The sequence below is a fragment of the Pseudodesulfovibrio sp. 7M6 genome, assembly GCF_050058625.1.
Classification (GTDB): Bacteria; Desulfobacterota; Desulfovibrionia; order Desulfovibrionales; family Desulfovibrionaceae; genus Pseudodesulfovibrio; species Pseudodesulfovibrio salinus.
Window position 1 is genome coordinate 1 of sequence record NZ_CP188816.1, and the last position, 18,775, is coordinate 18,775.

General features: G+C 57.4%; 13 protein-coding genes. 4 read left to right on the plus strand and 9 right to left on the minus strand.

Annotated features, from left to right (window positions below; translation table 11 throughout):
• Positions 1 to 468: 468 nt before the first annotated feature.
• Together ACI0FG_RS00005 and ACI0FG_RS00010 are read left to right on the plus strand one after the other, a co-directional pair.
• Complete coding sequence (locus tag ACI0FG_RS00005) at positions 469 to 2,337, plus strand: autotransporter outer membrane beta-barrel domain-containing protein (protein ID WP_419786510.1); 1,869 nt, start codon at positions 469 to 471, stop codon at positions 2,335 to 2,337.
• Between the two features lie 477 nt (positions 2,338 to 2,814).
• Positions 2,815 to 4,689: an autotransporter outer membrane beta-barrel domain-containing protein gene (locus ACI0FG_RS00010; protein ID WP_419786511.1), complete on the plus strand. Its 1,875-nt coding sequence runs from the start codon at positions 2,815 to 2,817 to the stop codon at positions 4,687 to 4,689.
• A 187-nt stretch (positions 4,690 to 4,876) separates the two neighbouring features.
• Here ACI0FG_RS00010 and ACI0FG_RS00015 read toward each other — a convergent pair whose 3' ends face one another.
• From ACI0FG_RS00015 to ACI0FG_RS00050, 8 genes are all read right to left on the minus strand, one after another.
• Entirely contained in the window at positions 4,877 to 5,575 is a 699-nt protein-coding gene (locus ACI0FG_RS00015) for an SDR family oxidoreductase (RefSeq protein ID WP_419786512.1), read from the minus strand.
• 127 nt (positions 5,576 to 5,702) lie between these two features.
• A complete protein-coding gene (locus ACI0FG_RS00020) occupies positions 5,703 to 6,257 on the minus strand; it encodes a hypothetical protein (protein WP_419786513.1) in 555 nt (184 codons plus the stop codon).
• Positions 6,258 to 6,441: 184 nt separating this feature from the next.
• Positions 6,442 to 6,990 (minus strand): hypothetical protein, encoded by a 549-nt coding sequence (locus tag ACI0FG_RS00025; protein ID WP_419786514.1) that lies wholly within the window; start codon positions 6,988 to 6,990, stop codon positions 6,442 to 6,444.
• A 79-nt stretch (positions 6,991 to 7,069) separates the two neighbouring features.
• Positions 7,070 to 8,170, minus strand: coding sequence for a glycerol dehydrogenase (locus ACI0FG_RS00030; RefSeq protein WP_419786515.1), 1,101 nt, complete (start codon positions 8,168 to 8,170; stop codon positions 7,070 to 7,072).
• A 155-nt stretch (positions 8,171 to 8,325) separates the two neighbouring features.
• Complete coding sequence (locus ACI0FG_RS00035) at positions 8,326 to 9,105, minus strand: ArsA-related P-loop ATPase (protein ID WP_419786516.1); 780 nt, start codon at positions 9,103 to 9,105, stop codon at positions 8,326 to 8,328.
• A 70-nt stretch (positions 9,106 to 9,175) separates the two neighbouring features.
• Positions 9,176 to 11,053: an anaerobic carbon-monoxide dehydrogenase catalytic subunit gene (cooS, locus tag ACI0FG_RS00040; RefSeq protein ID WP_419786517.1), complete on the minus strand. Its 1,878-nt coding sequence runs from the start codon at positions 11,051 to 11,053 to the stop codon at positions 9,176 to 9,178.
• 377 nt (positions 11,054 to 11,430) lie between these two features.
• Positions 11,431 to 12,090: a Crp/Fnr family transcriptional regulator gene (locus ACI0FG_RS00045; RefSeq protein WP_419786518.1), complete on the minus strand. Its 660-nt coding sequence runs from the start codon at positions 12,088 to 12,090 to the stop codon at positions 11,431 to 11,433.
• Between the two features lie 36 nt (positions 12,091 to 12,126).
• On the minus strand, positions 12,127 to 13,530 hold the full coding sequence (locus tag ACI0FG_RS00050) for a sensor domain-containing diguanylate cyclase (RefSeq protein ID WP_419786519.1): 1,404 nt from the start codon (positions 13,528 to 13,530) through the stop codon (positions 12,127 to 12,129).
• Positions 13,531 to 13,739: 209 nt separating this feature from the next.
• Here ACI0FG_RS00050 and ACI0FG_RS00055 point away from each other — a divergent pair, with 209 nt between their 5' ends.
• Both ACI0FG_RS00055 and ACI0FG_RS00060 read left to right on the plus strand, forming a co-directional pair.
• Entirely contained in the window at positions 13,740 to 14,255 is a 516-nt protein-coding gene (locus tag ACI0FG_RS00055; RefSeq protein WP_419786520.1) for a helix-turn-helix domain-containing protein, read from the plus strand.
• Complete coding sequence (locus ACI0FG_RS00060) at positions 14,245 to 14,949, plus strand: ISL3 family transposase (protein ID WP_419786521.1); 705 nt, start codon at positions 14,245 to 14,247, stop codon at positions 14,947 to 14,949. Before ACI0FG_RS00055 ends, ACI0FG_RS00060 begins: the two co-directional genes overlap by 11 nt.
• 223 nt (positions 14,950 to 15,172) lie before the next feature.
• Here the strand turns inward: ACI0FG_RS00060 and dnaE are convergent, their stop codons facing one another.
• Positions 15,173 to 18,727: a DNA polymerase III subunit alpha gene (gene dnaE, locus ACI0FG_RS00065; RefSeq protein WP_419786522.1), complete on the minus strand. Its 3,555-nt coding sequence runs from the start codon at positions 18,725 to 18,727 to the stop codon at positions 15,173 to 15,175.
• Between the last annotated feature and the right edge of the window lie 48 nt (positions 18,728 to 18,775).

Genomic DNA, 18,775 nt, shown 5'->3' on the forward strand with positions numbered 1-18,775 from the left:
ATTAAATAAATATTATGAATACTTTTCCCGTAGCCGTATTGAAGAATATAATATTATGTATGTGTTCTAAATAAATATGGATTTATAGTAAAATTGTTTTCGTGCATAAAAAGATGTGTTTTGTCTAAGTTGTTAAGGTGAAGGCTTTCCTTTCGCGTGTCGTATTTCGATTAAAACGCGCGTTTCTATCCAATACCATATAGTCTACAGGACTTAATCGGATTTTTGTTTCAGCCGTTGGTGCTGTCGGAATCTCCTGGAGACTTGATTAATCTGTTTGAGTAATTGAGTATAAATTCAAATACTAAAACGGCGGTCGTCTTGAGGGGGGATTTTGACATGGGGATGTTGCAGCGGTGTGGGCTGATTCGGGGGATTGGTGCGTCTGTAGAAAGCTACTTCGGGGGAAGTCGCAGGCGGGGATGTAATAGAGTTCGTTCCTGCTCCGGGCAGGTATTGCTGGGCCTGTTGTTCAGCTGCCTTGCCGTGCTGGTCTGTGCGGCTCCTGCCGTCGCCGTCACCACCATTACCATGGACGGCACGCTTGGAGCCGACATAACGGATGGTCTTGTCGTGGACGGCGAAGTGTATGTGGTGACTGGCGACCATACGGTTTCAGCCACGGCGGACGGTGATGCCTATGCCCTTACTTTGCAGAATATGGCCCGAATATGGGTTGAAGGCCCGGTCGAGGCCTACAGTGCAAACGGTTCCGCTTATGCCGTTTTGGCCAAAAAAGATACTGGGTTAATAATGAATCCTGAGGCGAGCTTTGTCGGTTTAATCAAAGGAGAAGCAGACGGATCGCACGCTCCTGGTCTCGTTATCTATAGCGCTAGTAATGGTGCAGGAATAGGTGTTGTCGGTGATTGGGCGATGGTGGGAATATATACAAACACGGTATTTTCTTCAGCGACCAATGCGGTAGTTTCGGAATTCGAACTTTTTGATAAATCAATGGCGTGTCAGAAAGGTGCCCGTATTCAGGCCGGGCTGCTCACGACTCTGTCGGGCTCCACGCTGCAACTCCCTGCGGTTGGCCCGGCCGGGCAGACTCTTTCTGTCAGCCACCTCACCCCCAGCTACTCGTGGCAATCTTATAATGCTACCTCTACCGGAGTAGCGACAATCAACGGCAATATCTCCATTGACCCGGTGGATAATTACGTCGGCGATTCCGTGGTTATGAGCGCCGATTCCTATGTATGGGGAGCGGATTCCTCCATCGTCTCGGCCAACCCGGATTTTACCGTGACGGCAGACAAGGTCGCCTCCGGCAATCTGGTGGTGAACATGGCCTATACGCCCAAGTCCGACGCCACGTCGTTGGCCATGGTATCTTCCATGGCGAGCGTGCAGAGCTTTGCCGAGGTGGCGCAGTCCCGCGCGCTGGGCATGTTGGGTGTTGGAAACAACATGCTCTCCGCCGAGAATGAACAGGATCGGGAGCCCGTCATGGTGGCCGATGCCTCGGGCAATCTGGCCGGGCTGCTGGACGAGCCCAAGGAAAAGCCGTTGTGGGGTATTTATGTGGAGCCGGTGCACAGCTTCGGGCACCGGGCCGGTTCGGCCCAGAGCGAGGGGTATGACTCCCGCATGACCGGGCTGGAGATCGGCATGGACCGGCGGTTCGGCAAGCATTTTCTGGCTGGCGGTTTCGTGGGCTACGGCATGGGCGGCATCGATTTCAACGGCTCCAATTTCTACGGCCAGAACTCCGAGGATCAGTACCTCTACACAGCGGGGTTGTACGGCGGCTACCGCACCGGCGACTGGATATTCACGGACACCCTCTCCACCACCTATGCAGAGCATGACATGCAGCGCTACGCCAGCGCGACATCCGTGGCCAACGCCCACTATTTTTCCTGGCTGACGCACAACGAATTGCTCGCCACCTACAATTGGGTGCCTGCGGAAAACTGGATCATCTCTCCTCACGGCGGGATCAACGTGACGCACATCCATCAGGACGCGTTTACGGAGCGCAACGTGACCAACGGCATTCATTACAACGACCTGGACAAGACCTTTGCCGACGCGACGCTTGGCGTGCGCGCCACCCGAAAGTGGATGGTCCGGGGCGTCTCGGTGGAGCCATACCTTGGCGCCGGACTGATCCACAGTCTGGGCAACGGCGATGTTACAGTGCGTCAGTACCTCTCCACCACCTCGGCCCAGGTGACCACCCAGAACGACGACGACCGGTTCGCGCCCGAGGCAGGCATCACCCTGCGTCCCGACGACGATACTTCCTTCACCCTCGGCTACACCGCCGAGTTTGGCGATACTTCCCAGTCCCAGTCCATCATGGGCCTCCTGCGCTGGGAATTCTAGCCGGCTCTCCGCATTAAATAAATATTATGAATACTTTTCCCGTAGCCGTATTGAAGAATATAATATTATGTATGAGTTCTAAATAAATATGGATTTATAGTAAAATTGTTTTCGTGCATAAAAAGATGTGTTTTGTCTAAGTTGTTAAGGTGAAGTCTTCCCTTTCGCGTGTCGTATTTCGATTAAAACGCGCGTTTCTATCCAATCCCATATAGTCTACAGGACTTAATCGGATTTTTGTTTCAGCCGTTGGTGCTGTCGGCATCTCCTGGAGACTTGATTAATCTGTTTGAGTAATTGAGTATAAATTCAAATACTAAAACGGCGGTCGTCTTGAGGGGGGATTTTGACATGGGGATGTTGCAGCGGTGTAGACTGATTTGGGGGATTGGTGCGTCTGTAGAAAGCTACTTCGGGGGAAGTCGCAGGCGGGGATGTAATAGAGTTCGTTTCTGCTCCGGGCAGGTATTACCGGGCTTGTTGCTCAGCTTTCTTGCCGTGCTGGTCTGTGCGGCTCCTGCCGTCGCCGTCACCACCATCACCATGGGCGGCACGCTTGGAGCCGACATAACGGATGGTCTTGTCGTGGACGGCGACGTGATAGTGGTGACTGGCGGCCATACGGTTTCAGCCACGGCGGACGGTGATGCCTATGCCCTTACTTTGCAGAATATGGCCCAAATAGAGGTTGGAGGCCCGGTCGAGGCCTACAGTGCAAACGGTTCCGCTTATGCCGTTTTGGCCAAAAAAGATACTGGGTTAACAATGGTTCCTGGGGCGAGCTTTGTCGGTTTAATCAAAGGAGAAGCAGACGGATCGCACGCTCCTGGTCTCGCTACCTATGGCGCTAGTAATGGTGCAGGAATAGGTGTTGTCGGTGATTGGGCGATTTTGCGTGTAGGGGGAAACACAGTATTTTCTTCAGCGACCAATGCGGTAGTTTCGGACTTCGAGCTTTTTGATAATAAATCAATGGCGTGTCAGAAAGGTGCCCGTATTCAGGTTGGGGCTCTCAAGACTCTGTCGGGCACCACGCTGCAACTCCCTGCGGTTGGCCCGGCCGGGCAGACTCTCTCTGTCAGCCACCTCACCCCCAGCTACTCGTGGCAATATTATACTGCTACCTCTACCGGAGTAGCGACAATCAACGGCAATATCTCCATTGACCCGGTGGATAATTACGTCGGCGATTCCGTGGTTATGAGCGCCGATTCCTATGTATGGGGAGCGGATTCCTCCATCGTCTCGGCCAACCCGGACTTTACCGTGACGGCAGACAAGGTCGCCTCCGGCAATCTGGTGGTGAACATGGCCTATACGCCCAAGTCCGACGCCACGTCGTTGGCCATGGTATCTTCCATGGCGAGCGTGCAGAGCTTTGCCGAGGTGGCGCAGTCCCGCGCGCTGGGCATGTTGGGTGTTGGGAACAACATGCTCTCCGCCGAGAATGAACAGGATCGGGAGCCTGTCATGGTGGCCGATGCCTCGGGCAATCTGGCCGGGCTGCTGGACGAGCCCAAGGAAAAGCCGTTGTGGGGTATTTACGTGGAGCCGGTGCACAGCTTCGGGCACCGGGCCGGTTCGGCCCAGAGCGAGGGGTATGACTCCCGCATGACCGGGCTGGAGATCGGCATGGACCGGCGGTTCGGCAAGCATTTTCTGGCTGGCGGTTTCGTGGGCTACGGCATGGGCGGCATCGATTTCAACGGCTCCAACTTCTACGGCCAGAACTCCGAGGATCAGTACCTCTACACAGCAGGGTTGTACGGCGGTTACCGCACCGGCGACTGGATATTCACGGACACCCTCTCCACCACCTATGCAGAGCATGACATGCAGCGCTACGCCAGCGCGACATCCGTGGCCAACGCCCACTATTTTTCCTGGCTGACGCACAACGAATTGCTCGCCACCTACAATTGGGTGCCTGCGGAAAACTGGATTATCTCTCCTCACGGCGGGATCAACGTGACGCATATCCATCAGGACGCGTTTACGGAGCGCAACGTGACCAACGGCATTCATTACAACGACCTGGACAAGACCTTTGCCGACGCGACGCTTGGCGTGCGCGCCACCCGAAAGTGGATGGTCCGGGGCGTCTCGGTGGAGCCATACCTTGGCGCCGGACTGGTCCATAGCCTGGGCAACGGCGATGTTACAGTGCGTCAGTACCTCGCCACCACCTCGGCCCAGGTGACCACCCAGAACGACGACGACCGGTTCGCGCCCGAGGCAGGCATCACCCTGCGTCCCGACGACGATACTTCCTTCACCCTCGGCTACACCGCCGAGTTTGGCGATACTTCCCAGTCCCAGTCCATCATGGGCCTCCTGCGCTGGGAATTCTAGCCGGCTCTCCGCGCTTTGATAAGAGTAGGGGCAGTCGGGCTGCACGCAGATTCCGTCTGCACCGGTAGCGGTGTCGACAGTGGAGTACCCTCTGTACGGCCTTTAACAGGTGCAATAGCCCGGCAGGGAATACCGCAATGGTCGGGAGGGACGGGAACAGAACACCGGAAACGTTATTGCGACTGGATCAGATCAGTCTGGCACCGCCGTCCACAACCAGTGTGGCTCCGGTAACGTAGGTGTTTTCCATGAGCTGGATGAAGGTGAGCGCCGCTTCTTCTATGTCAGCCAACCTGCCGGAAGGGAATTGACTGGCGTATGTTTCGACCTCCGGCGGCTTGGGGGCGATGAAGCCAGGGCTGACCGCGTTGACCCGGATGGGGGCCAACTCCACAGCCAGGGTGCGGCAGAGAGTTTCGGTCGCACCATTCATGGCGGCCATTGCGAATTGGTTGGGATAGATTTTTTCACCCGCGATGCCGGTAGTCAGGGTGATGCTTCCGGCCGGACGGATGCGGGGAGCTAGCTGCTGTATGAGGCGGCAGGTTCCCCAGAATTTGGTTTCGAATGCCTGTTTGGCCTGGTCCAGATCGGCCTGGGCAAAGGGCGCCGGTGTGATGGCGGACCGAGTGGCGACCACGAGATGATCGATCTCTCCCACTCCCTTCAGGGCGGCCGAGGTAGCAGCGGCGGAAGTGACGTCGAGGGCCTGAGTCGTGATTTCTTGTCCGAGAATCTGCGTAAGTTCGGCCCGGCGTTCCGGTGCGGACCTTGAAGCGAGGATCAGGTTCGCTCCCCTTTTTGCCGCCAAAGCAGCTACGGCGAGTCCCAGTCCCGAGGTCCCTCCGGCAATGAATATTCGTTTATCTCGCAGCTTGTCGCTCATTTATCCCTTCCCCTCAAAGTTAGTTCGGTCGTGGCAGCATAAATGAATAGGTGCATACCGTCAAAATCGGGAATTGTCGGCCAACACGTGCATTCCTGCAACGGAGGAAATCTCCACAGCTCCTTCGTTACATGGAAGAGGGAAGTTCGAATCGCATCATTTCAAATACGGCACCCTGTTTCTTTTTCATGAAGTGCTCCAGTTCGTCGTATGACGGCGTATCCGTATAGCCTCGGACTCCGTACTGGAAGCTGTAGAGCCAGCCCGGCTCACCCTGCATGTATTTCCACGTGTTGAATTCGCCGAAGCTGTCGTCTTTGGGCCAGATAAGGAAATCAATGCCCGTATTGCCGGTTTTCTTGTCAAACAGCACTTGAGACCGGAATTGGGAATTCAGCTTTTTCAGGTAGGCGGCAAAGCCTGCTGCGCGTTCTTTTGGCGTGAGCTTGGATGCTTCCCGGCGGACAGCGAAAAGGTGGGTCCAATGTTTCAGCGTTTCCCCTTTGGGGATATACTCGGTGATGAAGGTCCCGTTGGCTGCCTGCTCATCGGCCTTGTGCATCGTTACGCCCTGAAAGGTGATTGCTTCGGGGAGGGCAGTCTGGGGTATGCTGATGTTTCCGGCCATGGCCGGGGCGCAGAAGGCGAGAAGAAAAAGAAAAGGGAAAGCGAGTTTGCGCATATTCGACTCCATTGTCGGGCTCAGGCGGTTGCAGGCTGTCAGGCACACCCTGTCCGGGTTAAGATTGCGGCTGTATTTGTAGCGACGTTGATACGATAGTCGTGGCCAAGTGACAAGGTGGGGTCACTGTTTGAGGTTGCTCCATGGCAACAGGAGCGAGCAATCCATAAATAACGGTATCGGCCTATCGTCGGGCCTTCATCTTCTTCTTGTACCGCAAGGTGTAAATGGTTCCGGCAATGGGCGTGCCTGAGGACAGAAGAGTGTGCAGCCAGCTCGGTCCCGGATGACCAAGCGAAGCGGTAGCCGCCACTCCCAGCGAGACAAGGAAGAGAATGCCCCAGATGATGGTCAGGTGGCGGCACCCCGCAATGAAGGCGGGGTCGTCCCAGCTCTCGCGCGGGGCTTCCTCCCGGGCTATCTGGAGAACAAAGGGGCGGCCGACCAACAGGGATATCCAGGCTATGGCAGCCATGGATGCGGCGACGAGCACATTGAGGTCGCGCATGAACCAAACCTGTTTCAGCCCGACGAACAAGGCCGCTGCGGCAAAGAAAAGCAATGTGCCCCAGGCCAGAATGAATCCCTTGCGCAGCTCGCGCAGGCTCAGGACCACGGAGAGCGCTAGGCTGATCCAGATGGCGACTTCCAGCCTGACCACGGAAGGCCCGGCCAGCAGGCCGAAGGCGATCCAGGGAATGAATCCGAGAAGGAATTTGAGCAGTTCCAGCATATACATCTCCGCTAACATTGGTCGGGAAGAGGCTGGCTGTCCCGAATCGGGAGGCGGCCTCGGCTACGGGGGCGTTTGGTTAGGCTGGTCGGTTCCGGCGTTCCTGTCCCCGGACGTTCGCGGCCCGGAGCATGGCCGCCACGCGGGTCGGCGCGGTGTCGAACGGCTCGTTGTGCATACTCTCACCCGGAGCGCATGCCTTTTCCGCCACCCGCAGCAGGTCCGGGTCCGATACTCCGTCCAGCCCGATGTCGGCCAACGTCGTGGGAAGCCCCACGGCCTCGCAAAAACCGTAGACCTCGTCGATTTCGTCGGGGTGTCTGCCTGTCAGAAAGAGTGAGGCCAGCGTGCCGAAGGCGACCTTTTCGCCGTGGTAATAGGCGTTGGTCTGCGGCAGGGCGGTCAGGCCATTGTGAATGGAATGGGCGGCAGCCAGCCCGGCGCTTTCAAAGCCCAGGCCGCTCAGGAGCGTGTTTGCCTCCACGATGCGTTCCAGGGCCGGGGTGACGGATTGGGCCCGGGCCGCCTCCAGGGCCTGGGGGCCGTGTTCCAGCAGGGTGTCGTAACAGAGCCGGGCCAGGGCGTAGGCCGTCATGGACCCGGGTGCTCCCGCTATGTTCGGGGCGTTGCCTTTCCTGCATGAGTCGGCCTCGAACCGGGTGGCCAAGGCATCCCCCATGCCGGATACGAGGAAGCGCGGTGGCGCTTCGGCCATGATCCGGGTGTCCACGATCACGACGTCCGGGTTGCGGGGCAGAACATCCGCCCGCTTGAACTCGCCCGCTTCGGTGTAGACTACGCAGATCGAGCTGCATGGCGCGTCGGTGGAGGCGATGGTCGGAATCATGATGCAGGGAAGTTTTCCCTGGCGCGCCACGGCCTTGGCCGTGTCCAGGGTCTTGCCTCCGCCCATGCCTACGACAATGTCGCATCCCGCCTTTCGGCAGAGTTGGGAGAGTTCGGTGATGGCCTCATCAGAGCACTGGCGGCCAAAGGTCTGCACCATGGCCCGGCCCCTGGATTCCAGCGCGGCCAGAACCCGGCCTAGCAAATTGGCCCTTGAGCCGGGTGAAGCGAGGATGAAGGCGTGTGATCCAAGTCGGGCACACTCGTCGGGCAATGTCTGGATGGCGTCCAGACCTTGGATGTACCGCCCGGGAAACAATGTGATGTTGACCATTGGCTGGCCCTCCGGATGAAGACGTATGAGGTTGCATCGTGTTGGCAGTGTCTGCTCACGGGAACAAGTCTATACGACAACATTCCGGCGAATGGAATTGCAAAATGGATGCGTACCCGCGTCTCGCTGCGTGGGGAGGAGGGCCGGGGGCGTTGCTATGCCCCTCCCAGCGTCGCGATAATGGTGTCGGCCAGCCTGTCGATCTGATCGGTTTCCGGCAGGCCCAGCACCGAGGCGTCGGTCATCTGGCGCTCCATAAGCCCGGGCAGGGGAGGGACGGAAATGATGCGGTCCGGCAACCCTTCCATGGCGGGCGGTTCGCCGCCCGCGTGACGGTTCAGGACCAGCAGCTGGTTTTCCAGCCCCAGGTCGCGGGCCATGCGGCTGACTTCGGCTCCGGTTTGCAGACTGCGCATACTCGGCTCCGAAACCACGACCAAACCGTCCACATGAGCCACGGTGCCCCGGCCCAGATGCTCGACCCCGGCTTCAAGGTCCACCAGCACCCAGTCGTCCGCATCCATGACCAGATGGGCCAGCAGTGCCTTGAGCAAGGCGTTGGCATCGCAGGCGCAGCCGCCGCCCGCGTTGGTCACGGCACCCATGACGAGCAGCCGCTTGCGCCCCGGCGTCACGCCCGGTTCCGGTGCACCGCCCAGGGGGACGTCCACGGCCAGCGATTCCGGCAGGTCGTCCACATCCGGGTTGAGATTTAGAAAACCGCCTTCGTGGATGCGTTCGCGGATCAGATCGCCGCGCCGGATGAGCGGCTCGGGCAGGTCCGCAGGGGCGAGGCCCGAAGCCTGTCCCAATGAAAGGGCCGTATCCGCATCCACCATCCAGACATCACGCCCCTGCCGGGCCAGCCTGTCGGCCAGCCAGGCCGTGAGCGAGGTCTTGCCCACGCCGCCCTTGCCTGCAAGAGCTATCTTCATGTCACGCCTCCGCAGATTGAAAATTGAGGGGGAGGCCCGGTGTCGGACCTCCCCTGATATGGGCGTCCGGCTATTCGCTCAGGCCGAGGCCCTTGCGCTTCGCCTTGATGCGTTCGTCAAACATCTCCGCCGTCTTCACCGGATCGGGCTCGATGAAGAACGTCGCGCCGACCAGATCTTCCAGGCCGGAGACGGCGATATTGGTCACTGTCTCGGAACCGAGGATGTTCGGCGGATGGCCGAGGTGGGTGTAGATGCCCGATGCCACGGCGTAGAGGCCGATGGCTGCCGCCTTCTCCGAATACCACTCGGGCGAGGAGGCACCCACGGGCAGGTCGGAGATGTCCACCTTCAGCTCGTTGGCCAGCGCGGCGCAGAGCTGGAGGATGCGGGCGTTGTCCACACAGGAGCCGTAGTGGAGCACGGGCGGGATGCCCAGTGCGCCGCAGACCTTCTTGAGGCCCGGCCCGGCATGTTCGATGGCTTCGGGCACGAGGAGCCCTGCCTTGCCCGCCGCAGTGGTGACGCAGCCGGTGACCAGCACCAGGATGTCCCGCTTGATAAGCTCCTTGGTCAGGCCCACGTTCAGGGAATCCTGCTTGATCTTGGGATTGTTGCAACCCACGATGCCCACCGCACCGCGAATATCGCCCGCGGCAATGGCCTCGACCAGCGGGGTGAGCGAGCCGCCAAGGGCCTCGATGACAGCCTCGTTGGAGAAGCCGGTCATGATTTCCACCGGCTCGCCCGGGATTTCCACACGGCCCGGATCGCGCTCGGCAAAGGCCTCCACGGCCAGGGAGACGATCTCGCGTGCCTGCTTCATGGCGGTCTTGGGATTGAAAGTGAAGTGGATGGCGCCGGTGAACCGCGCCTTGTCCGCCGTGTCGATGAACCGGGTGTGGTAGCAGCCCGCGATCTGGACCAGACTGGGCATGATGCACTGGTAATCGACCACAATGGCCTCCACCGCGCCGGTCAGGATGGCCAGCTCGGTCATCAGGTGGTTGCCCGCCATGGGGATGCCCTGGCGCATGAGCAACTCGTTGCCGGTACAGCACAGGCCGCCCACGTTGATGCCGGTGGCGCCCAGTTCCTTGGCCCGGGCCAGCAGGTCCGGCTCGCGCGCGGCGGCCAGGATCATTTCCGAAACGACCGGGTTGTGGCCGTGGACCAGCAGGTTGACCTTGTCCTCCTTGATGATGGCGAGGTTGGCCGTGGACCGCTTGGGCGTGGGGGTGCCGAAGATGACGTCGGACAGCTCGGTACCGATCATGGAACCGCCCCAGCCGTCGGCCAGCGCGGTGCGTGCGGCGTGAAGCATGGTGTTGGGCGCGTCGTTGTCGCAGCCCATGTGCGTGCGGTGCATCATTTCGGCAATCTCGCGGTCGATGCCGCGGGGGATCAAACCGAGCTTTCTCCACTTTTCAATTCTCACCGCCGGCACGCGGGAGAGAAAAGCCACGGACTTTTTGCGTGATCCGAAGTCCCCGAAGCAGCACTCCACCAGGTCTTCGGCCACCGCCATGGTCTCGCGTCCCTCGGTCTCGATGCCTACCTCCCCGGCCAGCCTGCGCAGCTTGGCCTCGTCGGTGATGTGGTAGTCCGAGGTCTCGCCTTCCACGATGGCCTCCAGGACCTCGATCAGGTCACGGCCGTGGTCGGAGTGGCCTGCGGCGCCACCGGTCACGAAACGGCCGAAGTTGCGGGCCACCACCACGTCGGCGTCCGCGCCGCACACGCCGCGCGGGTGCTTTTCGCTGAGGCGGCACGGCCCCATGGTACAGTTGCGGCAGGTGGTGCCCAGCTCGCAGAATTTACAGTGCGGGGTCTGTTGGGCCAGCCGTTCGTACACGGTCTCGATGCCCTCGGCCCGACCCTTGCGGATCATCGCCTTGGCGTCGTCCCAAATGGTCAATTCGTCTATGGGTCTCGGTTCCTTTGCCATAAGTGCCTCCAAAGGATGGTTGTCCCGGGAAATGGACCGCGCCAACCCGGTGAGTGAAGTTGAATCGTCTCACTTCAGTCATAACCCCAGCCGAAGAATGCGTCTGTCAGATACCCGACAAATAAAGTATGAAATATGAAAAAAGAGGTGAGAGGCAGGGGTTGAAGCCGCCTGCGGCGGGATTGGTCGAGAGATTTCGCCTCCGGCGGCTCAAGGGTTATGACCCTTGAGAATCCCCGGTCGCCTTCGGTCCATGCCGATTTTGCCGTATGTATCCCCTCTCAAGAAGAATGGGGTGCAGGGGGGCGAGCCCCTGCCCGCCGGAGGCGAAATCTTCCATCAAATCCCGCCGCAGGCGGCACCAATTTTTCTTCCGTCTAGGCGTCCGGAGCAGCGGCCTTTTCCAATGCTTTCAGGTCCGGGATGAAGTAGACGCCGCGTCCCTGTTTCTGCACCAGCCCGGCGCGGGCCATGTCGTTCAGCAGGGTGGAGACGGTCTGGCGGGTGGCACCCATGAGTTGGGCCAGCTGTTCCATGGTCAGGTCCAGGGTGACGAGTACGCCGCCGTCCTGTTCCGTGCCGGACTGCCGGGCTTCGGCCAGCAGATAGTCCATGAGTCGGTAATAGATGTCCTTGAAGGCGAGGCCGCCGATGATGAGGAAGGAATTCTTGAGGATGTTGCCGAGGACCCGGACCATGGTCCGGGTGAAGGTGGGCACGGTGTCCATGATTCGTTTTACGGAGTGGACATCGGTCAGCAGCAGTTCGGTATCGTCCAGGGCCTGGACATAACATTCGGCGTGGGTGGAATAGACATCGCCCCGGTTGAGGATGCCGAGGGTAAATTCCTTGCCCTCGTAACTCAGGAAGATGCGCACGCGTCCCTCGGAGACGATGAAGACAAGGTCCTCCTCGCCGTCGGGCGTAAAGATGATGGTGCCGCTCGGAAAGTTGCGCGGCCGGAGCAGGGAACGCAGCTCCAGCAGGTCTTCCCGCGCAAGCTCGTCCAGCAGATTCACCCCGGAAAATTGGTTCATCTGGCTCAAGCGTTCTTTTGAGAAAATTCGTGAATACTAGCAGGTACTCGGTGCACCAGCGACAACTTGATTACGCCCATGATTCTTTGCTTCATATAGAGCCTTATCAGCGAAATAGAGCACGTCTGCCAGCTTCTGACCTTCTTCGTATTCAACTACCCCGATTGATACTGTGAAGGTAATACTCTCACCAGAAGCATTCACTTCGAGAGCGCCTAGCACCTTACGCAGGCGTTCTGCTACTTGCACGGCCTCTTCTAGTGAGGTCTCAGGGAGTACTGCCGCAAACTCTTCGCCTCCCACCCTGCCAAAAACATCTGTCTGCCGGAACATGTTACAGCACTCAACAGAAAGAGCTCGCAACACATCATCACCAGCTGCATGCCCATATGTATCATTGATGTTTTTAAAATGATCTATATCTAATATCATGGCTGCCAAGGGACGGGCATATCGCTTACATCGGGCGATTTCTTCTTCTCCTCGCTCAAGAAAGCGATGCCGGTTATTGGCACCTGTAAGTGCATCCGTTGTAGCGAGGCGGTTAAGCTTTTGCTCCAATTGTTTACGCCGGGTAATATCGTCGAGGACAACAATCATACCGGTAAATTTACCTGACACGTCCAGCATGCGAGCAAAAAAGACCTCAAAAAAACAACGTCCTAAGGCCTCTGTATCCGTCTCAATTCGTTGAGTTGAGGCTACTCCTTGGGCGAATGCGGAGGCTTCACTTTCTATCCATGGCAAATACTCAATCAAAGGCTTGCATACCCCCTCCGCTTTTCTGTCCATAGTGCTATGTCCACCGGAATAGTACATTTCACCAGAGGTGACACTGAGTCCAAGTAACTTGGCAGCTGCAAGGTTCAAGTTGTCTACCAACCCATCCTTATCGACAAGAAAAGTAGGACGCGGAGAGCTTTCAAAAAAGGTAAGATACTTGTTTTTTTCATTGGAAAGGCGACGATTTGCCTCCTCAAGTTTGTCTGTATGTTCATAATTTCCCGTTTCCACCCACTCGACACAAAGAGCTATCTCAAAACGGTCAAAGCTTCTCAAAACAAAGCGAATCCACTTCTTTTGGTGTTCCTCAGGACATTGTTCAACAACGAAATCAACATAAGTATCCCGGTAGTACTTTAATAGCCCAAGAAACATACTCAGACTGATACCCCTTTCTCGATGGCGCTTGGCTTCAAGTCTACCAAATTCTGTAATCGGGTCAGTGGTATAATCCTCGTCAGGATAAAATTGAGGCTCTTCATCACCATGCCTATGGAGGGCCATACATAGAGCATCTGTAAGCCCAGAAATGGAGAATCGCCATGCATCAAGTAACGTAGAGGTATACTTGGTATAATCCTGATTTTTCGCATAGTTAAGGATGCGCTCCATCAGCCAAAGTTCATTTTGCTTCAACAAGTTGGAAAACTGATTCATATCCCCTCCAAGAACCACTTAAGCTAGAGATAGCCATTAATAGCAGACTATTTCACGAAACAAGGGTAATGCATCCAAAAACAAAAAGTCCAATAGTATTCATCCGGCATTTCTTGAGGGTCATCCTGCTAAGCGTACATTTGACAAAATGAAAGGGCATGGCGTCAAACCGATGAGAGCATCACCAATCATCAGAAGGCGGGTCAACCATGTCCACGAGCTTCATTTACCATGCCTTTGGCCTTCAATGCTATGACTACGTTCGTCAGGATTTTGTAGCAGGCAATGTCACCCTATCCATTCAAGCAAAAGGCAAACTTATCTGCTGCCCCCAATGCGGCTCTCGGAATGTCATCAAATGCGGATGTTCAGAGCGATGGGTAAAAACCATTCCGATAGGCTTCAAGCCAGTATGGTTAGTCATTCCAGTTCAGCGAGTTGGTTGTTGCGAATGTGGAACTGTTCGACGAATCGACATTGGAATTGCTGAGTCAAGGCGTTGGTATACGAAGGCATTTGAATGGTATGCCTTGGCATTATCTAAGAAAATGACCATGCAGGATGTCGCCGACCTTCTCGGGGTTGGCTGGGATACAATCAAATCGATTTTCAAACGGTACCTTTCTCGTCGCTTTTCCAAGCCTCCACTTGGGAAACTCAAATATATCGCTATCGATGAGATTAGCGTTCGAAAAGGCTACACTGACCTGGGTTATGGATCTTGAAAGTGGCGCTGTCGTCTTTGTTGGCGAAGGCCGGAGCATGGACAGCCTTGCTCCATTTTGGAAGCGTCTCAAACGCACAAAGGCCAATATCCAAGCCGTGGCGACAGATATGAATGCTGGATATATCAACGCAGTCAGGGAAAATTTAAAGGATGCCGCTCTGGTCTTTGACCGGTTTCACGTGGTCAAGCTCATGAATGAAAAAATCACCCAAATACGGCGGCAGTTATTCAGGGGGATAACCTTCCCAATAGAGAAGAGGGCCGTAAAAGGAACGCGCTGGATTCTTCTGAAAAACCCAGAGAATCTAGATGATAGCCGAGATGAAAAGCAGCGTCTTGATGAGGCATTGAGACTGAATAAGCCGCTAGCGACAGCCTACTATATGAAAGAGGATTTACGGCAACTCTGGTCACAACCAGATAAGAAAACGGCAGATTGTGTCATTACAGATTGGATTGCCAGAGCTGAAGCTTCAGAAATCAGACCATTGCAGGTCATGGCTCACACCCTGGCAACTCATCGCTTCGGCGTCTTATCCTATTACGACCATCCAATTTCGTCAGGCCCTATCGAAGGCACGAACAACAAGATCAAGACATTGAAACGGCAGGCATACGGTTATCGGGACAATGAGTTTTTCAAGCTCAGAATAATGGGCATTCATGAATCAAAGTACGCTTTAACCGGATGAACCGGAAAATTTCATGCTACTCCCTTGGTTGTTGCCGACTTTGGGTTATTCGATATCACGCTCTGCCGAGAGTCGTCCAACCGAACCAGACTATCTCTGAATCGGCCCTCCCCGCGAAGCGGCACCAAAAAGTTTTGGAGGGTGAGAGGGATGGGGGTTCGGGGGAAGGGAGAGAGGGAACCTTTTCCAAAAGGTTCCCTCTCTCCCTTCCCCCGTCTTCACCTTACGCCGCAGGCTGATCTTCCATCTCGGCCCGGTAGCGGGCGGCGTCGCCGTTCTGCCATTTTTCCACGTCCTTCCAGAACTCCCGGCTGGGGTAGATCTGCCAGGCGTGGCTCAGCTTGAGGGTAATGACGGATTCCTTGGTGATAATGCCGAGGTTGACGGCGGTATTGCCGGGATAGCGCTGCAAGATGGTCTTGAGCAAGTTGAGGTGGCTGTCCGTGGCTTTTTTTTCGCCCACCCACAGGGAGACGGGGCGGTCCGAGCCGAGGACCGCGTCGGCCAGAAAACCGATCTTGTCTGCCAGAATCTTGGCCGTCTTGGGCGCGCCCTCCGGCAGCTCCTCGTCGCGATTGTCTATCTTGCCCTGGATGAACAGGGGACGGTCGGCGGTGAGAAATTCCTCGGCCTCCTCAAAGAGGTTGGGCAGCACGGTGACTTCGCCGGAGGTGGTCAGGTCCTCCACGTTGACAAAGGCCATGGGCTTGCCCGTCTTGGTGATGTACCGCTTGAAATCCGGGACAATGACGGCCAGACGCACGGCCGAACCGCCGGGGGTGAGCTTGCAATCCTCCAGGGTGGAGATGCGCAGGCGGGAGAAGTCCGGCCGGTAGGCGAGGAGCGGGTGGCCGGAGAGGAAGAAGCCGAGCACTTCCTTTTCCATGGTCAGTTTTTCGCGGTCGTCGAATTCCTCGCAGGCGGAGCAGGTCATGGCCGGAGCGTCTTCCTTGCCGCCTCCGCCGAGCATGTCGAGCATGTTCAACATGCCGGAATCTCTCTCCTTGGCCTTTTTCTGGCCCAGGGCCACGGCCTTGTCCAAGTCTTCCAAAAGCCCGGCGCGGGAGCAGCTGAAGCAGTCCAGCGCCCCGGCCTTGATGAGGGATTCCAGCACGCGCTTGGTGACGCGGCGCAGGTTCACGCGCTCGCAGAAGTCGAAAATATCGCGGAAGGTGCCGCTCTCCTCGCGCTCGGCAACGATCTCGTTGATCGCCTCCTCGCCCACGTTTTTGATGGCGGCCATAGCGAAGAGGATTTCACCGTTGCGCACCGAGAACCGCGCATGACCGGCGTTGATGTTCGGCTGGCGCACAGGGATGTCCATGTCCCGGCAGGTGTTGATGTACATGATGATCTTCTCGGTGTTGTTCATTTCCGTGGACATCAGGGCGGCCATGAATTCCACCGGGAAGTGCGCCTTGAGGTAGGCGGTGTGGTAGGAGATGAGCGCGTAGGCGGCGGAGTGGGATTTGTTGAAGCCGTAGGCCGCGAACTTCTCCATGGTATCGAAGATTTCGTTGGCCGTTTTTTCGGGAATCTTGTTTTCCCGCGCGCCCTCCAGAAAACGGGAGCGCTGCTTGGCCATTTCTTCGGCGATCTTCTTACCCATGGCGCGCCGGAGCAGGTCACCTTCACCCAGCGAGTAGTTGGCGATGACCATTGCCGTGGCCATGACCTGTTCCTGGTAGACCATGACGCCGTAGGTCGGTTTCAGGGTATCTTCCAGGGAGGGGTGCGGGTAGGTGACCTCAATGTCCCCGTGCTTGCGCATGATGAACTCATCGACCATGGACACGCCGTTGGAACCGATCATGCCCAGCGGACCGGGCCGGTACAGGGCGAGCATGGCGACGATATCCTCGAAGCGGTCCGGGCGGAGCATACGCAGGTACTTGCGCATACCCGAGCTTTCCACCTGGAAGATGCCGTCGGTGTCGCCTTTGGCAAAGATGTCGTAGGTATCCGGATCGTCCAGGGCCAGGGTGTCCAGGTCCGGGGCCTCCTTGCCCTGCTCGCGGATGATGTCCAGGCAGTCCTCGATGACGGTCATGGTTCTGAGGCCCAGGAAGTCGAACTTGATCAGCCCTGCTTTTTCGACCTTTTTCATGTCGAACTGGGTCACGATTTCGCCCTTCTTCCCTTTGTAGAGCGGAAGGTATTCGACCATGGGCTTGTCCGAGATGACCACGCCCGCAGCGTGGGTCGAGGCGTGGCGGCACAGCCCCTCCAGCCTCGTTGAAATATCGATGAGCTTTTCCACCCGTGGGTCGGTGGCCACCATGTCGCCCAGTTCGGTCACGGCCTTGACCGCATTGGGTACGTTGATCTTGGCCTTTTCCACGCCGAGCAACTTGGCCATGACGCCGGGGTCGTCCGGGATGAGCTTGGCGATGCGGTCGGTCTCGCCGAAGGTCATGCCCAGGGCACGGCCCACATCCTTGATGACCGCCTTGGCCTTCATGGTGCCGAAGGTGGTGATCTGCGAGACGTGATCCGCCCCGTACTTGCTGGCGCAGTACTTGACCACCTCCAGGCGGCGGCGTTCGCAGAAGTCCACGTCGATATCAGGCATGGACACGCGTTCCACGTTCAGGAAGCGCTCGAACAGCAGATCGTAGGGGATGGGATCGAGGTTGGTGATCTTGAGCGACCAGGCCACGATGGAGCCGGCCGCCGAACCACGGCCCGGACCGACCGGGATGCGGTGGTCCTTGGCCCAGTTGATGAAGTCCTGGACGATGAGGAAGTAGGCGGGAAAGCCCATTTCCTTGATGACGCCCAGTTCGTATTCGAGCCGCTTGCGGTAGAGGTCCTCGTCCACCGTGTATTTCAGGGACTTCAGCCGCCGTTCCAGACCTTCGTGGCAGAGACGCTCGAATTCCTCGTCCAGGCTCTTGACGCCTGCGGGCAGTTCGTAGTTCGGGAAATAATAGTTGCCCAGCTCGATTTCCAGGTTGCACCGCTCGGCGATGCGCTGGGTGTTGGCAATGGCCTCCGGCACGTGGGCAAAGGCCTGCTCCATTTCCTCGGGAGTCTTGAAGTAGAGTTCCTTGGTATCCATGCGGAAGCGTTTTTCCGCATCCACTGTGGTCTGCGTCTGGATGCAGAGCAGGGTGTCGTGCGCTTCGTAGTCCTCGGCGGTCAGGTAGTGGCAGTCGTTGGTGGCCACCAGGGGCAGGCCGGTCCGCTCCGCGCACTTGATGAGCAGGTCGTTGAGCCGCTGCTGCTTGCCGATGCCGTTGTCCTGCAACTCCAGGTAGAAGTTGCCGGGGAAGATGTCGGCATAGGTTTTGGCCATTTCGCAGCCTTCGTCCAGCCCCTCGTTCATAAGCTTGCGGGGAACCTCGCCCGCCAGACAGGCGGAGAGGGCGATGAGCCCCTCGGAGTACTTGTTGAGCAGGTATTTGCTGACGCGCGGCTTGTAGTAGAAGCCTTCCAGGTGTCCGGCGGAGACCAGCTTGATGAGGTTCTTGTAGCCCCGCTGGTTTTTGGCCAGGAGCACCAGGTGATAGGCGCCGCTCTTTTCCTTGCGCCGGTGGGCGTTTTCGTCGTCCACGTCGCCCTCGGTCACGTACACCTCACAGCCGATGATGGGTTTGATGCCCATCTCCATGGCCGCCACGTAGAAGATCACCGCGCCGAACATGGAACCGTGGTCCGTGATGGCCACGGCAGGCATACCCAGATCCTTGGTGCGGGAGAGCAGATCATTGATGCGAATGGCGCCGTCGAGCAGGCTGTATTCCGTATGGACGTGAAGATGGACGAATTCGGCCACGATGAAACCCCGGGGAAAGAGATGATGTGAAGACCTTCATTCATATCG